Genomic DNA, 15,233 nt, shown 5'->3' with positions numbered 1-15,233 from the left:
CTAAAAAAAAATCGGTAAACCCGTGTAAGGGTTCACCGATTTCAATTTTGGAGGCCCAAATCATTTAAATTTGCTGAGTTTGTCTCCAAAACGTTCACCGAGTGTAATGCTGAGGCCTTGGTTGCTGAGCGATACGTTCGGGTTGTCTTTCAGATCATCCTTGTGCACGCTGCTCTTCGGCGCTCTTTCCGGTCTTGGAGCTGCCGCAGGAGCTTCCTCGGTTTCCTTGATGCTCAGGCTTACGCGCTTTTCAGCCGTGTTGATGTCCAAGATTTTGACTTGAACTTCTTGGCCTTCTTTGAGCACTTCATGCGGTGTGCCGATGTGCTTATGGGAAATTTGCGAAATATGAACAAGTCCTTCGACACCTGGTGCCAGCTCAACGAAAGCACCGAAAGTGACAAGACGCTTCACTTCGCCTGTTACTACATCGCCGGTATGGAACTTGTCGGCTGCGGATTCCCATGGTCCTGGCTGGGCAGCCTTGATGCTCAGGCTGATTTTGCCTTTTTCCGGATCAACTTTGAGCACTTTTACCTTCACTTGGTCGCCTTCGGACACAACATCGGAAGGTTTGTCCACATGATGCCAAGCCATTTCAGACACGTGAACCAGTCCGTCAACGCCGCCCACATCAACAAAGGCGCCGAATTGAGTCAGACGCTGCACTGTACCTTCGATTTCTTGTCCTTCTTGGAGTTCACCCATCACTTTTTGCTTGTTGGCTTCGAACTCTTCTTCGAGAACGTCTTTTTGCGACAGGATCACTTTGTTGTTCTCACGGTCAAGCTCTTTTACCTTCACGCGCAGCGTGCGGCCTTTGTAGTCGCTGAAATCTTCAACGAAATGACGCTCTACCATGGAAGCCGGGATAAATCCGCGTGCGCCCACGTCTGCGACGAGACCGCCTTTTACCACGTCAGCTACGGTAACTTCGAAAGCGTCCTGAGCTTCGAAATGCTTCTCGAGCTCATCCCAGGCATTCTCGCTGTCGATCGCGCGCTTGGAAAGAACGAGTCTTTCCTTCTCGTCGTCGATGCTGACAACCTTGCATTCCACTTCCTGACCAACCTGCACCGCTTCGGATGCGTTGTCAAGGTGTACGGAAGACAGTTCGCGGACCGGAATGACGCCGTCATATTTATATCCAATGCTTACATAAGCTTGGTTGTCCTCCAGTTTGACGATCGTGCCTTTCACGGTGTCCCCTTTTTTCAAGGATACGAATTGATCCAATTCCTCTTGGTTTACCGCTTCTGCAGTTTCTTGATTTTTCGTTTCTTCCGACATGTCAATACCCTCCTCAATTCAAAAAAACCCATTTATTCAAACCTGCTGACGCAGAGTTCAAAACATCATAAAGCAGTACGAATCATATGTTTCCAATAAGTGCTTGTGTTCATGCACGCCCGGCTAATTCCCCGAAGGTCTTCCGGTCTTCTCCATTTCATGGATCCGGTCCATGATGCGTTCTGTCACCAGCTCGAGCGGATCGCCATCCACCTCGCCGCTTTTCAGGTCATCCAGGACGATAGGTTGTCCATACACGATTTTCATTTTTCTGAAAATCTTGTAATCGCCGATAATCGCGGCCGGCACGACGGCGGCATTGCCGCGGAGCGCAAACATGGCAGCCCCTTTCTTGGCGGCGCCAGTATCGGAGAAGCGCGTGCCTACCGGAAAGATGCCCATGATTTCACCGCCGCGCAAAATGGAGATGGAGGTCTTGAAGGACTCTTTGCTGACTCCCCCCCGCTTGACGGGAAACGCTCCGAACTGGGTGATCAGCCATCCCAGTACGGGAACTTTAAACAATTCTTCCTTGGCCATGAACTTGACCTGCCGCTTCACCTTGATCCCGACGGATATCGGATCGAGCAGACTTTTGTGATTGGAGCAGAGCAGCACCCCGCCTTCTTTGGGGATATTCTCCGTGCCGACCGCTTCAAAGCGGTACAACAAGGTGAATATTGCCCTAAGGATATCCCGGCAAAAAACGTAAATCTTCAATTCTTCTCCCCACCCCTGTACGTTTTGCAGTAATCAACGATGGTGTCGACAACCTGAGGTATATCCATGTGCGTCGTATCCAGGACAATGGCGTCATCGGCGCAGCGAAGCGGCGAAATTTCGCGCTCTGCGTCCAGACGGTCACGTCTTTCGATATCCTTCTCAAGCTGTTCAAGTGTCAATCCTTCCGCATCGTTCATTTCCTTGTACCGGCGGAGAGCACGCTCTTTGACGCTTGCCGTCATGAAAATCTTCACTTCGGCATCGGGAAGCACGGTCGTTCCGATATCTCGTCCATCCATCACTATGCCTTTGTGCAGAGCCATCTGCTGCTGCAGCGCAACGAGGTGGCGTCTTACTCCTTCAATCTGCGAGTATTGGGATACCATCCCGTTCACCTGCAAAGAACGGATGTAAGGGGTCACATCTTCGCCGTTGACCAGAACTTTCTGCCCGTCTTCCCCGGGTATTAATTCAATCACCATCTTTTGGGTGAGTTGAAGCACTTTTTCAGGAAATTCCGGTCCAATTCCTTGCTCCATCATAAACCACGTTACGGCCCGATACATGGCTCCAGTGTCCACGTATATGTACGAGAGGGCTCTCGCCACCAGGCGGGCAATCGTGCTTTTGCCGGCCCCGGCAGGTCCATCGATCGCAATGTTGATTTTCAAGTTATCCTCTGTCCCCTGCCTAACCAAAGGGGCATTCCTCCTCAAACATAAGCCTCAAGAAAAAAGCAGGCATTGCCTGCGTCGAGAAAATTATACCACACAACCTATTCCGATGCAAAAACGTCCCTCCATTTTACTCTTTCCAATCCCTGACATCCCGCTCTTTGACAGGGATGCCGTCAAGCTTGTACACCGGGGACAAGTAAGGTCTGACCGGCTTGATATGAAGCGCCCCCTGTATGAGGATCAGCATAATGACAAGCACAATCAAAGCCCTTTTTACCCATTTGGACAAAACGTCAAAGCATTCTCCGAACAGCCGGAGATACTGCCGAACGCGATCCTGTTCATCCATCAGATACACTCCCTGAATTTTCCTACTAGTGTATCCTTGGCAAAGCAAAATATTCCCTCACCCGATCTCTCAGCGGTTCCGGAAATCAAACTGGCGCTCGAAGCAGTAACGGATCAGCTTTTGCCGCTCCATATCCGCAATCGCTTCAAACTTCAACATCACGATGTTCCGGCCGTTGTCGAGCTGCTGGATCCGGACGACGCTGCCTTTAAACGGAACGTGCTCCAGGTTTCCGTTCTTATACGGTACTAGCACCCAGCAGGACAGCATGTCCCCTTCACGGATCGCCTTATCGGCGTCGCTATAAAAGGAAATGCCGCCCCCGCCGACATCCTCTGTACGCGTGACGAAGCGGATATGGTGTTCGGTCTGGACCGCCACCTCCAATCCGGCATGGACGCGCAAAAAGCTTCGGCGCTGGACTTTGCCGATCGCCTCGGGCTCAGGCCTGCGGATCCGCACCATGCGGACGACGTCTTCCTTGAAGCCGAGCACGTAAGTATTGAAAAAATTTTTAACGCCGCCGTCGGTCAAAAAATACACCGAAAGCTCGTCACCCATGTGCAGCCGCTTCAGCTGCCCGGTCTTTTCCTGGATGGGCACCTCCATCAGAATGGACTCGTCCTCCAGATCCGTGATACGTGACTTGTACTCCATCCCCGCTTCTTTCTGGTCTCCGGAATCGACGGAGATAAACAATTGATCGCTGATTTTAGGAAACAACAAACTCACCGCCAGCCTGTAAAATAGCATTCTATCCTGATTATACCATGTCTTTGTTCATAGGTAAGCAGTGTTTTTGCGCAATATAAAAAGCCCCTCGGCTGATCCGAGAGGCTTTGCTCATCACTTGATCCTTGCAACTTTTTGCCTATTTCACCGCTTTTTTATCCGAATCCTTGAGCTCCTCTACGACCCGTTCAGAGCCGTCATTGGCATCCATGTATATCCGGTATCTGGAGCCGTTAATGTTGCCACCGAATTCGTAGCAGAGAGCTTCCTGGCCCGAATCGTCCTTGATCAGCGCCAGCCGGTTGTAGTTTTCCTTAAACTCGGGATTCAGCCTCTTCCGCGCCTGGCTCAAGGTCAGCTTCGGTTTTGGAATTTTACGCGCCTGGGATTGCTCGTAAACGAGATCGCTGGCCTGGAACCCGGTCACCTCGCCGTTATCGAGCCCGACCCGAACCGTCATTTTTTCCGGGTACACCAGTACGCCATCCTGCTTGCGCACATATGTGAAGTTGCCCATATTATCATACTGGTCTGCTGTAACGGCCGTCATATCCTTATAGCCTTTACTTTGCAGAAACTGATCTGCCTTCTTGCGGGCTTCTTCCATCGTAACCGCCTTCGGTCCGACCTCCCGGTTATCGGAAAAGGAAATCAAGTGGCCGCCCTGACGGGTGAAGTTCAGCGACAGCGGAGCAGGCCGGTTGTTGGAGCTGACGGTGGCGGTGTAGGACGCCCATTCGGTTCCTTTACCGTTTTCGGTAACTTGAACGTTGGACTGGCCTCCTCCCGCGCCGGCAAACTCGGCTGCTTTACGCTTAATATCGTCGGGAGATACCGGCTGTGCCGACAGCTTTTTCACCGACCGCTTGTCATAGATGCTGGATACCGACGGACCCCAGTTCAATTCCGGGTATTCGCCGACCCTTTTGTCTACCGTTTTGAAGCCGTCGATAATGGTGTTGTCCAGCTTCTTGTCTTCCGTGGCCATCGCGCTTTCCACGTCCATCCAGCGCAGCCGGTTGCTGATCACCTTGGACTGCACGTCCTGGAGATCCTTGGTGATTTGTCCGGAGTTGGCATAGAGCGCCTTCAGGTTTTTGATCTCCTCATTTGACAGCGGCTCTTTCTCCAAATTCCGCATGGAGGTCTGGTAGGAAAACTTCGATATTTTGGACAGAAACTCTTCGGTTTTGTTAAACGGCAGCATGGTGAGCGGCAGCTGGTTGATTTCGTTCTGCGCTTCGCTTGTCAGCCGCCACACGTTGACCAGCCCTTTCCGGTGCATCGCATTGGAAGCCGAGCTTACGGCCAGCGTATTGCCAAGCTCGCTGTGCAGGCGGTCCATATGATAGGACAGGTCATGAAAAGCCCGCTGATACTGGTTCTCCGCCTTGATCAGCACGGCGTTCTTCTCCTGGTTCTCTTGGTACCCCCACACAAACGCTCCGATCATAAACAGGGTGACTATGGGAAATAAAACAGCGCTTAATCGCTTGTACATGTGAAGTCTCCTTTCATCAACTTAAAGCTGGTGTTAGTTTGACTAGAAGAAAGGAGTCTTATGCATCGTTTCCCAGGTATCGGTTCAAAACGGGTCTTCTTCGATATCGAACTGGCTTTGGTTGTTGCACAGGCACTGCTTGAAGCCGGTTTCGATCTTCCCGCGTTCTTTTTTGCCTCGCAGCACGTAGCGTTCCCCGCATTGCCTGCAGACGATTTTTACTTTGACACGCAAAAAAGGACACCTCCATCCTAAAAAGATTGTATCCGAATGCGGATTGTAACTTCTTAGGATAAAGTGTGCCCAATTTAATTACGTATTAACCTCTTCCTCCCGCTTCAGGAAACGGAACGGGGAGCGGTTGTTGGCCCGGTATACCTTGCCCATGCCTCCGTACCATAGAAAAGCCATCAGCGGGACGATAAACCAGATCCAATAATGGGTCATCGTGCTTAGAATAAAGTCGTAGACCCCGTGCCAGAACCACGGAATGATCATCGAATAGACCAGAAAACGCTTGGCCTTGGCTCCGGTCGAAAACCTCGCTCTGCCGAGGTAATAACCCATCATCACCCCGAACATGGCATGCCCCGATACCGGGAGCAGCGCCCGCAGGAACATCGCCCCGAAGGATGCGTGGCTGTACCAGGCATACATCACATTCTCCACAGTCGCGAAGCCCAGCGAAATCGCTACGGCATACACGATTCCGTCGTACGGCTCGTCAAACTCCGTATGGTTGTATATCATGTGAAACAGCACGAACCATTTCAAAAATTCCTCAACAAACGCCGATATGACAAAAGAATCCAGATACGGATTGCCGCCGAGCCCTGTTGTAAGGCCCCGCTGGATGATCATGACCGGAACCACGATCATAAAACCAAGCAGAAACACCTTGATCACCATAAGCAGCGGTTCCTGATCGTATCTGTCCTTTAAATAAAAATAGGTCAGTAGGGCAAGACCCGGCGCCAATGCCGACGCAATAACCGAAAACAAAAGCACCGTTCTTAATCCCTCCACTTCCTGGCAGTGACCTTAGCGGCCCTGCCGAATGTAACTCCTGCTTCAAAGCAAAGTTCATCCCATGAAGATGAATCCTCATGGGATGTCTCGATCAGGATAACGGTGTTAATCCTGGCGCTTGAAATGTGTGCAAATGACGTCAACCGCATTCTCAGCAATGACGACTTTGCCGTATTCCTCAAGTACGGCTTCCGTATAGGATGCAGCTTCTCCGAACTCGGCAAGAACCGCGATCAGCGAAGGAAGCTGATTAGCGTCGATTTCTTCTGGGTCCATGTACAGTACCCATTTATCTCTATAATGATAAAGCCGCCCGGCTTCGGTGATATGTCGTTGAAGTACGTGTGCAGCTTCGATCAGCACTTCGAAGTCGTTAAAAGCATACACGATGGAGTCGCTTTGTTCAAGCGTGACTTCCATTTCGTAAACTTCTTCAGGGAGTTCATCTTCACCCAGTTGACTGTACTGATGATGATCGTATTTCCCCCGGGTCACGATGACGACCATTCCTTGAGCAGGAAGGGCAAACACTTCCACGGCGAGCGGTCCCGTTGCATCAAAGCCCAGTTCGTTATAGGCCTGATCCATCATTTCGGTAAACAGCTCGTGCACCTTCGGGATTTCTTGCCACATGTCCTCCTTCTGGATGCCCCGTTCACTCAGGTCGTCAAACGTAAGGAAAATCCGTATCTTATCTGAGCTTAAGCGTTCTATTTTCATGACAGGATCCTCCTTGTAAGCATTGTTATAACAAATTATGATGTCTCCCATAATATGTGCTGAAAATAGTTCTATGTAAGTATGTTATCATTATATAACCATAAATGCACGCTGTAAAATGGACAAAAAAAGAATCATTTGGAGCGGATAACCGCCCTTTAAATGATTCTAATGGGTTTGACGCGTTTACAATCCAGGTATCACCGTATTTGTCTCTTTCAGAATCATGTCCACTTCCCGCTTGACATCCGGATTGGTGCGGATAAAATCTTTAATCTGGGTGACGCTCGATCCCTTGGAATACGAATCGTTGTGAGAACCATGAGTGTCGTGACGATGGGACGAGCCCATGCCGATGTTCGCCATGTCCATCATTTTGTCCTTGGCATTGCCGCCAATGACGGACGTAATCATGCGTCCCCGGTTTTTGGCCAACAGCGTCGTTGCAGCAGCACCAACCAAAATACCGCCAATAAAAGCAGAAGTGTTCATTTAGGTACAACCTCCTTATGGGATGAAGTCGAATATATTTTGAGCGAATATGGTCCTGCTCATGCGGCATAAATTCAGGAAAGCGAGATGAAATCATGGTTAAAATTACGGCGGCGCTGGCTCTATGCTCACTGCTCATCCTGAGCGCCTGCGGAAACGAGGGACAAAAAGACCAAAAGGCGGTCCCTCCGGCTCAAACAAGCGAAGTACATACCAACAATTCAGGCAGCACCACAACAAACGGGACGTCCGGCGTTCAACCAGGCGGATCGGGATCGGAAAATTCTCCGGAAACGAATAACGATCAAACGAATCAAGGCAGCGCATCCAAGCCGGATTCCAACGATCAGCAGTCGGGTACAAAAGCAGTAAAGGTGCAGTATCGCATGAATAAAGCTTACGATATCGTTCCGAGTGTTGAAGGGGTTTCGAAAAAAGTCGTACTGCTAACCTTCGACGACGGCCCTAAAAAGGCCGAAATGATCAACGGGTTGATCGATACGCTGGACAAGCATCACGCCAAGGCGATATTTTTTGTCAATGGATACCGCGTCAAGCAGCATCCCGAGCTGTTGAAATTAATAGCAGACCGCGGACAGACCATCGGCAACCACAGCTGGGATCACATTATCCTCAAAAATAAGCCCGAAGCGGAAGTACGCAGGCAAATCGAGGATACGCAGCAGATCGTCAAGGCAACCGTTGGCAAAGCGCCGGTATTTTTCCGTCCCCCCAATGGGGCTGGCGGTGATACCGGCAAGAAAATCGCCAAGGAGAACGGTCTCCTGTACATGACCTGGTCCAACGGCTCGCTCGATTGGACGATGAGCTCCAAAAGCAGCGGCAATGCCGACAAGGTTATCTCGAACGTGCTGGACCAGCTGCACAGCGGCAGCAACATTTTAATGCATGAGCTTCCGTGGACCGTCGAAGCGCTGGATACGCTCCTTACCAAACTGGAAAGCAAAGGCTACACCTTTGTAGATCCCGAAAGCATCGATACTCAAATCAAGTGAGGAATCATGCAATGCACAAAAAAGCAGCCGGCATATCGGCTGCTTTTACTCGTTTATCTGTGTTTTTCTAGAGGTTCTGTCCTTAGCGTAAGGACATGCATTTCTGCAGGGCAGCACAGGCGGAGCGGAACGCGTCTTGTGCCGAAACCGCGGCTGATCAGCATGCGCGGCCGGCGGACCTCCGCTTCCGGCTGTTCAAACTCAAACCATCCCGAAGCATACTTGCGGTAAAATTGATTCAGCCGGACCGGTCCGAGCCAAGGCAGCGTAATTTGTCCGCCATGGGTATGGCCGGCAAGCACAAGGTCCGCCTGGATCGTCTTCTGCTTCTGCAGCCAGGCCGGGTCATGAACGGCTAGGATGCGGCATTCCGCACCGGCATCACGGACAGACAGCTGTGGAACCGGAGGGTAATCGTTTCGTTTGTACCGCGGATAATCAACACCGGTTAACCAGATGCGCGCGCCGTTTCGCTGCAGAGGAACGTTCTCATCCCGCAGCAAAGTGACTCCGCATGCGTTCATCAGCTTTTCCAAACCTTCGGGATCGGCCTTATAATCGTGGTTGCCATATACCGCATACACCGGGGCGATTTCGGCGAGCAGCCTTAAGTTGTGCTCCACCTGGCTCAGCGGTACATTCCGTTCCATAATATCCCCGCCAAGGATCACCCAATCAACCGTTCCGGCCAGCTGCCGAATCGTCTTCCCCGTCAGCCTTCTGCTATGCAGATCCGATATGAACAGGAGCTTGCAGCCGTCAAAGGGCTTAGGCAGCCTTTCCAGCCTCACGTCGGCCTGCTGAACCAGCTCAAGCCTCGCCTCATACGACATCCTGGCATAAAGCGCTGCAGCCGCAGCCACGACGCCTGCCCCCGTCCAAACGAGCCAGGGGGTTACCATAGGTCCTCCAGCGGGGGGGCGCCCTTAATTCCCCAATAAACAAGAAATGCCGTTAAACCGATAAATAAAAAGATTAAAGAGTTCGTAAAATATTTACTGATCTTGATGCGTCGCGAACCGTAAGTGTCCGCTCTTGCCGGAACAGTGGATTCGCCTTCCGTCTCCCTGTTTCCGGCAGTCCGGTTACTCCGACGGGACTGCGTGGCTGCCGAGCCGGAAGCGGCTGCAGCAGTTCTGGCAGCCGCCGGCCGCTTTCCTGCATTTCCTGCCGTTTTTCCGCGTCTCAGCGTTCCGGCCGCCCGTGTTGAAGACGTCTCTGCTGCCTTGGACTTGGGCGGAGTCCGTTTACCGGCACCGGCTGAAGGCGCCTTTTTTACCGGGGTCTTCTTCCGATTTTTTCTGTACGTTTCAACTCTGCTCAATTCGCTGTTCATGCTTCCCTCCGAAATCGAATCACTAGCCCGGATACACAATCAATCATAAAATGGCATAAGACCGGGGCAAGCAGTGTTCCGGAATGTATGTAGATATATCCGAGGCCGTAACTGCTCAAAAAAACCCAGCCTGTTGGAATCCAGTGCTTCAAATACCGGACGTGAATGACCGCAAATAATATACTGGTCCAATACGGACCGAACGCATGCTGTACGGCTCCACGGAACAGCAGCTCCTCGCATACCGCCACGACCGCAGAGATGACTATAATATGCCATACGGGACGGCGCTGGAACAGCATGTTGTTGATTCCGCCGTCATCCATCACTTCCTCCGGCGTAATCCGGGAGACGAGGAAATCGACGGCAAACATAACGGCGGCCAGCCCAAGCCCCCATGCCGCAACTTGTCCGGGATGCTGAAGCTGAAACAAGGCAAGCGGATTTCTTCGCTGCAGCAGAATCCATACGAGACCGATCAATAAGGTTAGGCCCTGGGTGATATACAGATTGATCAGAAGTAGACGGTCATTCAGCTGTTCAGGCTTAGCCTGCTGAATTTTGGGTAATTTCCATTTCCTTTTTTTCATGATGAGGCCTGCCTGTCTATTAAGTTTCTGTTACTAGAGTGGTTGCAAACATCCCACAACGTGAAGGTTTTACTCCAACATCTGTTTGTGTTCTGCGGGACCCCCGAAATATACGATTTAACTTTGTTAAAAAAGTCCTCCCAGCATTAGAATCATAGCAGATTAAGAGCAGAACATTCAAGGGAAGCACTTTTACCTATTGACACGCCTGATAGGCGCGTGATACATTATGGAAAAATTAATTGAGCGAAACACGATGAAGGAAAGAAGAGGCTTTATCGTCTCCAGAGAGCCGGTGGTTGGTGCAAACCGGTGACAGAGAAGTCATCTTTAGCGTTCCAGAGCAACTGCATTGAACTACTCAGTAGGTGCAGTCGGATGATTCCGTTATCAATCAGGTCTCCAATCGGAAGACCTTGAGGCTGCCGTTCGCGAAGACGGCGGTGAATTAGGGTGGCACCACGATAACTCTCGTCCCTTACTACGGAAGTAGTATGCGGATCGGGAGTTTTTTTGTTGTCCAACTAAGAATAATGAGAAAAATCCGGCCAGCTGCACGTTCATCCTTTGGCACAGTACCGCGTTGCTTTACGGAATGAACTTAGGCGTCCGCCTGATTGCCTCGCATAGGCTCAGCGGCTCCACTTTCGGCTTCACGGATATGTTCCTATCGGACATGTCCTTATATATAAGCGTTCTAGATATTTAAGGAGGATGGAAACCAATGTTTAAAGTGTTAGTATCGGATCCGATCAGCGATCTCGGAATCCAGCAGTTAGTCGATGCACCTGATGTCACGGTAGAGAAAAATACAGGGCTCTCCGAAGACGAGCTTGTGGCGATCATCGGGGATTATGACGCCCTTCTCGTTCGCAGTCAAACGCGTGTTACCGAAAAAATTATGGCCGCGGGAACCCGCCTGAAAGTCGTCGGCCGCGCCGGTGTCGGCGTGGACAACATCGACCTCGAAGCGGCAACCCAACGCGGCATCATCGTTATTAATGCCCCTGACGGCAATACGATAACCACCTGCGAGCATACCTTTGCGATGATGATGGCGCTCGCCCGTCACATCCCACAAGCTTATGCCAAAACGATCGGCGGAACCTGGGATCGCAAATCGTTCCTTGGCGTCGAGCTTCGCAACAAAACGCTCGGCGTACTGGGTATGGGACGGATCGGCAGCGAGGTGGCCAAACGTGCCAAAGCGTTCGGCATGAACATTCTGGCATTCGACCCGTTCCTGACCCAGGAGCGCGCCGAGAAGCTCGAAGTGAAGCTGGCAACGGTGGACGATATTATCCGGAATGCCGATTTTATGACGGTGCACACGCCGCTTACGCCGGAGACCCGTCATATGATTTCCCGTCCGCAATTTGAAGTGATGAAAAAGGGTATGCGCATCATCAACTGCGCCCGCGGTGGCGTCATTGACGAGATGGCCCTGGTTGAAGCGATCGACGAAGGTATCGTTGCCGGCGCCGCATTCGACGTGTTTGAATCGGAGCCGCCGCAGCAGGACCATCCGTTCCTGAACCATCCGAAAATTATCGTTACGCCTCACCTCGGCGCTTCCACCATCGAAGCCCAGGAGAACGTAGCCATTGACGTTTCTGAAGAGGTGCTGCATATTCTGCGCGACGAGCCGTTCAAGAACGCCGTCAACATGCCGCCGGTGGCACCGAGCATTATGAGCCGTCTGCAGCCTTACTTCTCGCTCGGGGAGAAACTGGGCAGCTTTGCCGCCCAAATTACGAAAAACCAGGCGATCCATGAAATTCATGTGGACTATGCGGGAGATTTGTCCGACATCGACACCCTTCCGCTGACTCGCTATATCGTCAAAGGCGTGCTTGCCCACCACCTTGGCAGCGAAGTCAATATCGTCAACTGCATGCATCTTGCCAAAAACCGTGAAGTCAACGTGGCCGTATCCACGGCTCCTAAATCCAAAGGCTTTACGAACCTGCTTACCGTTACCCTCAAAACCTCCGAAAACGAAGAGCGTCTGGTAGCGGGCACCCTGCTTAACGGCTATGGCGAGCGGATCGTGCAGCTGAACAAGTTCCCTGTCGATATCGCTCCGGAGGGTCATCAAATCCTGATTTCCCATAACGACAAACCGGGTATTATCGGCCAAGTCGGAACGCTGCTCGGCAAGAACGACGTTAACATCGCTTCGATGCAGGTCGGCCGGAAAATTATCGGCGGCGAAGCCATCATGATTCTGACCGTTGACAAAGGCGTGCAGAAAGAAGTGCTGAATGAGCTGACGACGATTCCGGAACTCAACAGTGCCGTCGAAATCGTCCTTTCCTAATCGGTCCATACTTTGTTAAGAACAGCGTAAGCAGGTTCTAGTGAGCCTGCCTTACGCTGTTTTTTGTTGGTGGGGAAATAAGCTGATGTTCCACGTTGAACAAGATTAATCTTTTTTCTTCAACAAAAAAACACCCCGTCAGAGGTGTTTCCTGTTCTTTTTCCATTATTTACGGCTTTCGACAGGCAGCAGCATAGTAAAGGCCGTTCCTTCGCCCAGGATGCTGTCCACCTGAATGCTGCCCTGGTGCGATTCTACGATGTTCTTAACAATGGCTAGCCCAAGACCCGTTCCGACCGATTCCCCGCGTACCCGTGCCTTGTCCGCCTTGTAAAACCGTTCAAACACGAACGGCAGATCCTCCGGCGGAATGCCTACGCCCTCATCCTTCACCACGATTCGGATCATCGGCTTGTTGTCCGACAGGACACGGTCTGCAAGGATGCTGATCTTCTTCTCTTCAGGCGTGTGCCTGAACGCATTGTCCAGCAGGTTGGTCATCACCTGCTCCAAACGGTCTTCGTCGGCCTCCTCAAGCACCATATCCTCCGTCTTGCGGTCATAAAGGAGCTCGATATTCCGCTCCTTTGCCCGTACCGTAAACTTGCGGTATACGCGCTCCAGCAGCTCGTTGAGGTCCAGCTGCTTTTTGGCCATGTCGACATGCCCCGCTTCCATCCGCGCCATGTCAAGCAGATCCTTAACCAGTCGCCCCATGCGAAGGGATTCATCATGAATGACCTGAATCAGTTCCTGGCTCTCCTCCGGCGACGCCGCCATGCCATCCAGCAGCGCTTCGCTGTATCCTTGCATCATGGACAGCGGCGTACGGATCTCATGCGATACGTTGGCAACGAAGTCCTGGCGCATTTTCTCCAGCTGCACTTCCTCGGTTACGTTGCGGAGCACCGCAACCGCCCCGCGGATGTCGTTATCCGAATACAGAGGCGCCATATGAACCGACCAGACGCCCTGCTTGACGTGAAGATTCGTGCTCGTGTCGCCGCTGCCCTCCAGCATATTGTCGAACAGGTCCAGCAAAGGCTCGGGTACTTGCTGTTCTTCCTCCCCTTCGGCGTCCTCCTGGTCCAAGTTCCAGTGGATATCCTTCCATTGGGTGATCAGCTTCTGTCCCGGTGGATTCGTCAAGATCACCTTGCCTGAAGTATCGAACGTAATGACGCCGTCGCTCATACTTCGGAGGACGCTCGCCAAATGCTCCTTTTCCTGGTTCAAGTTGCGGATGTTGTCTTCCAGCTCAGCCGCCATATGATTGAACGTGTTCGCCAGCTTCCCGATCTCGTCGCTCGTATTGATCGACAGGCGCGTGTTGTACTCGCCTTTACGGATCGCTTCGGTAGCCTGAATCATCTGCTGCATCGGCTGCGTAATCTTCGTCAGCAGAAACAGCGCAAAGAAGGTCGTCATCGAAAACCCGATGATCGCCGTGTACGTAAACAGCCGCTTGATGTCCCCGGAGTTCGAATAATTCATATCGATGTATGGAAGCAGAAATAACCCGAGAATAATCAGGATGCATGCGACCAGGCAGATGATGGTCGCCCAGAGCTTCCCGACAAGAGAGGTCCAGAAATTCATGTTATTTCGGTACCTCGAGCTTGTAGCCTACGCCCCAGACGGTGGTGATCATCGCCGCCGACTCCGGTGATACCTTGTTCAGCTTCTCCCGCAGGCGCTTCACGTGCGTGTCGACCGTCCGAAGGTCACCGAAAAATTCATAGTTCCATACATCCTTCAGCAATTCTTCCCGGGAAAAAACCTTGTCCGGCGAGACCGCCAGGTAATGCAGCAGCTCGTATTCCTTAGGCGTCAAGCTGACCTCTTGTCCGTTCGCAGTCACCCGATGGGCATCGTGCTCAATCACAAGATGCGGAAACACGATGTTGTTGCTCGAATTCGTTTCCTTCGACAGGTACGCCGTTGCCGAAGAGCGCCGCAAAATCGCTTTTACCCGGTAAATGACTTCCCTCGGGCTGAATGGCTTCACGACATAATCGTCCGCGCCGACTTCAAAACCTTGAACCCGGTTGATCTCCTCGCCCTTGGCGGTCAGCATCAGTACCGGCGTCGATTTGAGCTGGCGCAGCCGGTTGCACACCTCGATGCCGTCCATGCCGGGCAGCATCAAGTCCAGCATGATCAGGCCATAATCCTGATTGGAAGCTTTACGAAGCGCGGTTTCGCCGTCCTCGGCCTCCTCGACTTCATAGCCTTCCTTCTCCAAATACATTTTCAGCAAGCGGCGGATCCGTTCCTCGTCGTCCACGACCAGGATCCGGTTTGTATGTTCTGACATAAGAGAACCTCAACCCCTTCTATGTTCCTGTGAAGAACTTGTCATAACTCCATGCTAATCTTAACAAAAATCCGTTTCAACATCCAAGCGAGCAATGTGAAACGGATTATTCAGTGCTAAATGGATTGAACTAAAGTAAGA

At 51.7% G+C, this 15,233-nt stretch carries 17 protein-coding genes and 1 other annotated feature; of the genes, 2 read left to right on the top strand and 15 right to left on the bottom strand.

Annotated elements, in window-relative coordinates; genetic code table 11:
* Positions 1 to 60: 60 nt before the first annotated feature.
* The 10 genes from rpsA to C7820_RS02840 all read right to left on the bottom strand — a co-directional run bounded on the left by rpsA (position 61) and on the right by C7820_RS02840 (position 7,513).
* Positions 61 to 1,290 carry a 30S ribosomal protein S1 gene (gene rpsA / locus C7820_RS02880; protein ID WP_116229684.1) on the bottom strand — a complete coding sequence of 410 codons (1,230 nt, stop codon included), beginning with the start codon at positions 1,288 to 1,290 and terminating at the stop codon, positions 61 to 63.
* A 123-nt stretch (positions 1,291 to 1,413) separates the two neighbouring features.
* Positions 1,414 to 2,010 (bottom strand): lysophospholipid acyltransferase family protein, encoded by a 597-nt coding sequence (locus C7820_RS02875; protein ID WP_285855049.1) that lies wholly within the window; start codon positions 2,008 to 2,010, stop codon positions 1,414 to 1,416.
* Complete coding sequence (cmk, locus tag C7820_RS02870) at positions 2,007 to 2,711, bottom strand: (d)CMP kinase (RefSeq protein ID WP_076170078.1); 705 nt, start codon at positions 2,709 to 2,711, stop codon at positions 2,007 to 2,009. The genes C7820_RS02875 and cmk overlap by 4 nt, the downstream gene beginning before the upstream one ends.
* Before the next feature lie 106 nt (positions 2,712 to 2,817).
* Positions 2,818 to 3,039, bottom strand: coding sequence for a hypothetical protein (locus C7820_RS02865; protein WP_147306251.1), 222 nt, complete (start codon positions 3,037 to 3,039; stop codon positions 2,818 to 2,820).
* Positions 3,040 to 3,108: 69 nt separating this feature from the next.
* A complete protein-coding gene (locus C7820_RS02860; RefSeq protein ID WP_181908920.1) occupies positions 3,109 to 3,762 on the bottom strand; it encodes a flagellar brake protein in 654 nt (217 codons plus the stop codon).
* A 148-nt stretch (positions 3,763 to 3,910) separates the two neighbouring features.
* Positions 3,911 to 5,272 (bottom strand): germination protein YpeB, encoded by a 1,362-nt coding sequence (gene ypeB, locus C7820_RS02855; RefSeq protein WP_116229682.1) that lies wholly within the window; start codon positions 5,270 to 5,272, stop codon positions 3,911 to 3,913.
* An 84-nt stretch (positions 5,273 to 5,356) separates the two neighbouring features.
* The gene (locus tag C7820_RS33385; RefSeq protein ID WP_163879344.1) at positions 5,357 to 5,506 is read right to left on the bottom strand and encodes a hypothetical protein; all 150 of its coding nucleotides are present in this window, start codon (positions 5,504 to 5,506) and stop codon (positions 5,357 to 5,359) included.
* A gap of 78 nt (positions 5,507 to 5,584) precedes the next feature.
* The gene (prsW, locus tag C7820_RS02850; protein WP_076170075.1) at positions 5,585 to 6,280 is read right to left on the bottom strand and encodes a glutamic-type intramembrane protease PrsW; all 696 of its coding nucleotides are present in this window, start codon (positions 6,278 to 6,280) and stop codon (positions 5,585 to 5,587) included.
* A 126-nt stretch (positions 6,281 to 6,406) separates the two neighbouring features.
* Positions 6,407 to 7,021 (bottom strand): genetic competence negative regulator, encoded by a 615-nt coding sequence (locus C7820_RS02845; RefSeq protein ID WP_076170074.1) that lies wholly within the window; start codon positions 7,019 to 7,021, stop codon positions 6,407 to 6,409.
* A 186-nt stretch (positions 7,022 to 7,207) separates the two neighbouring features.
* Positions 7,208 to 7,513 carry a hypothetical protein gene (locus tag C7820_RS02840; RefSeq protein ID WP_116229681.1) on the bottom strand — a complete coding sequence of 102 codons (306 nt, stop codon included), beginning with the start codon at positions 7,511 to 7,513 and terminating at the stop codon, positions 7,208 to 7,210.
* Between the two features lie 95 nt (positions 7,514 to 7,608).
* Here C7820_RS02840 and C7820_RS02835 point away from each other — a divergent pair, with 95 nt between their 5' ends.
* Positions 7,609 to 8,529: a polysaccharide deacetylase family protein gene (locus tag C7820_RS02835; RefSeq protein ID WP_116229680.1), complete on the top strand. Its 921-nt coding sequence runs from the start codon at positions 7,609 to 7,611 to the stop codon at positions 8,527 to 8,529.
* Positions 8,530 to 8,582: 53 nt separating this feature from the next.
* On the opposite strand, the gene C7820_RS02830 is transcribed toward C7820_RS02835, so the two are convergent.
* From C7820_RS02830 to C7820_RS02820, 3 genes are read right to left on the bottom strand one after another with little or no spacing between them, the layout of a single operon-like run.
* Positions 8,583 to 9,431, bottom strand: a complete 849-nt coding sequence (locus C7820_RS02830) for a metallophosphoesterase (RefSeq protein WP_116229679.1) — start codon at positions 9,429 to 9,431, stop codon at positions 8,583 to 8,585.
* Complete coding sequence (locus tag C7820_RS02825; protein ID WP_116229678.1) at positions 9,425 to 9,865, bottom strand: hypothetical protein; 441 nt, start codon at positions 9,863 to 9,865, stop codon at positions 9,425 to 9,427. Before C7820_RS02825 ends, C7820_RS02830 begins: the two co-directional genes overlap by 7 nt.
* Positions 9,862 to 10,455, bottom strand: a complete 594-nt coding sequence (locus C7820_RS02820) for a CPBP family intramembrane glutamic endopeptidase (protein ID WP_076170069.1) — start codon at positions 10,453 to 10,455, stop codon at positions 9,862 to 9,864. Before C7820_RS02820 ends, C7820_RS02825 begins: the two co-directional genes overlap by 4 nt.
* A 247-nt stretch (positions 10,456 to 10,702) precedes the next feature.
* Positions 10,703 to 10,937: a binding site (T-box leader), on the top strand.
* A gap of 242 nt (positions 10,938 to 11,179) precedes the next feature.
* Between C7820_RS02820 and serA the strand changes: the two genes are divergently transcribed.
* On the top strand, positions 11,180 to 12,775 hold the full coding sequence (gene serA, locus C7820_RS02815) for a phosphoglycerate dehydrogenase (protein WP_116229677.1): 1,596 nt from the start codon (positions 11,180 to 11,182) through the stop codon (positions 12,773 to 12,775).
* Positions 12,776 to 12,940: 165 nt separating this feature from the next.
* Here the strand turns inward: serA and C7820_RS02810 are convergent, their stop codons facing one another.
* Both C7820_RS02810 and C7820_RS02805 read right to left on the bottom strand, forming a co-directional pair.
* Entirely contained in the window at positions 12,941 to 14,374 is a 1,434-nt protein-coding gene (locus C7820_RS02810; RefSeq protein ID WP_105444665.1) for an ATP-binding protein, read from the bottom strand.
* Between the two features lies 1 nt (position 14,375).
* A complete protein-coding gene (locus tag C7820_RS02805) occupies positions 14,376 to 15,092 on the bottom strand; it encodes a response regulator transcription factor (RefSeq protein WP_076170066.1) in 717 nt (238 codons plus the stop codon).
* Positions 15,093 to 15,233: the final 141 nt, after the last annotated feature.

Origin of the sequence: Paenibacillus sp. VMFN-D1, from assembly GCF_003386155.1 — a bacterium.
GTDB classification, from domain to species: Bacteria; Bacillota; Bacilli; order Paenibacillales; family Paenibacillaceae; genus Paenibacillus_AQ; species Paenibacillus_AQ favisporus.
Note: the sequence above shows the minus strand (reverse complement) of the source record. Positions and strands in the feature narration are given on the sequence as shown.

Bases quoted from the DNA above. Each gene is read 5' to 3' on its own strand.
- rpsA (WP_116229684.1), bottom strand. From the start codon at position 1,290: ATGTCGGAAGAAACGAAAAATCAAGAAACTGCAGAAGCGGTAAACCAA.
- C7820_RS02865 (WP_147306251.1), bottom strand. From the start codon at position 3,039: ATGGATGAACAGGATCGCGTTCGGCAGTATCTCCGGCTGTTCGGAGAA.
- ypeB (WP_116229682.1), bottom strand. From the start codon at position 5,272: ATGTACAAGCGATTAAGCGCTGTTTTATTTCCCATAGTCACCCTGTTT.
- C7820_RS02845 (WP_076170074.1), bottom strand. From the start codon at position 7,021: ATGAAAATAGAACGCTTAAGCTCAGATAAGATACGGATTTTCCTTACG.
- C7820_RS02840 (WP_116229681.1), bottom strand. From the start codon at position 7,513: ATGAACACTTCTGCTTTTATTGGCGGTATTTTGGTTGGTGCTGCTGCA.
- C7820_RS02835 (WP_116229680.1), top strand. From the start codon at position 7,609: ATGGTTAAAATTACGGCGGCGCTGGCTCTATGCTCACTGCTCATCCTG.
- C7820_RS02830 (WP_116229679.1), bottom strand. From the start codon at position 9,431: ATGGTAACCCCCTGGCTCGTTTGGACGGGGGCAGGCGTCGTGGCTGCG.
- C7820_RS02825 (WP_116229678.1), bottom strand. From the start codon at position 9,865: ATGAACAGCGAATTGAGCAGAGTTGAAACGTACAGAAAAAATCGGAAG.
- C7820_RS02820 (WP_076170069.1), bottom strand. From the start codon at position 10,455: ATGAAAAAAAGGAAATGGAAATTACCCAAAATTCAGCAGGCTAAGCCT.
- serA (WP_116229677.1), top strand. From the start codon at position 11,180: ATGTTTAAAGTGTTAGTATCGGATCCGATCAGCGATCTCGGAATCCAG.
- C7820_RS02810 (WP_105444665.1), bottom strand. From the start codon at position 14,374: ATGAATTTCTGGACCTCTCTTGTCGGGAAGCTCTGGGCGACCATCATC.
- C7820_RS02805 (WP_076170066.1), bottom strand. From the start codon at position 15,092: ATGTCAGAACATACAAACCGGATCCTGGTCGTGGACGACGAGGAACGG.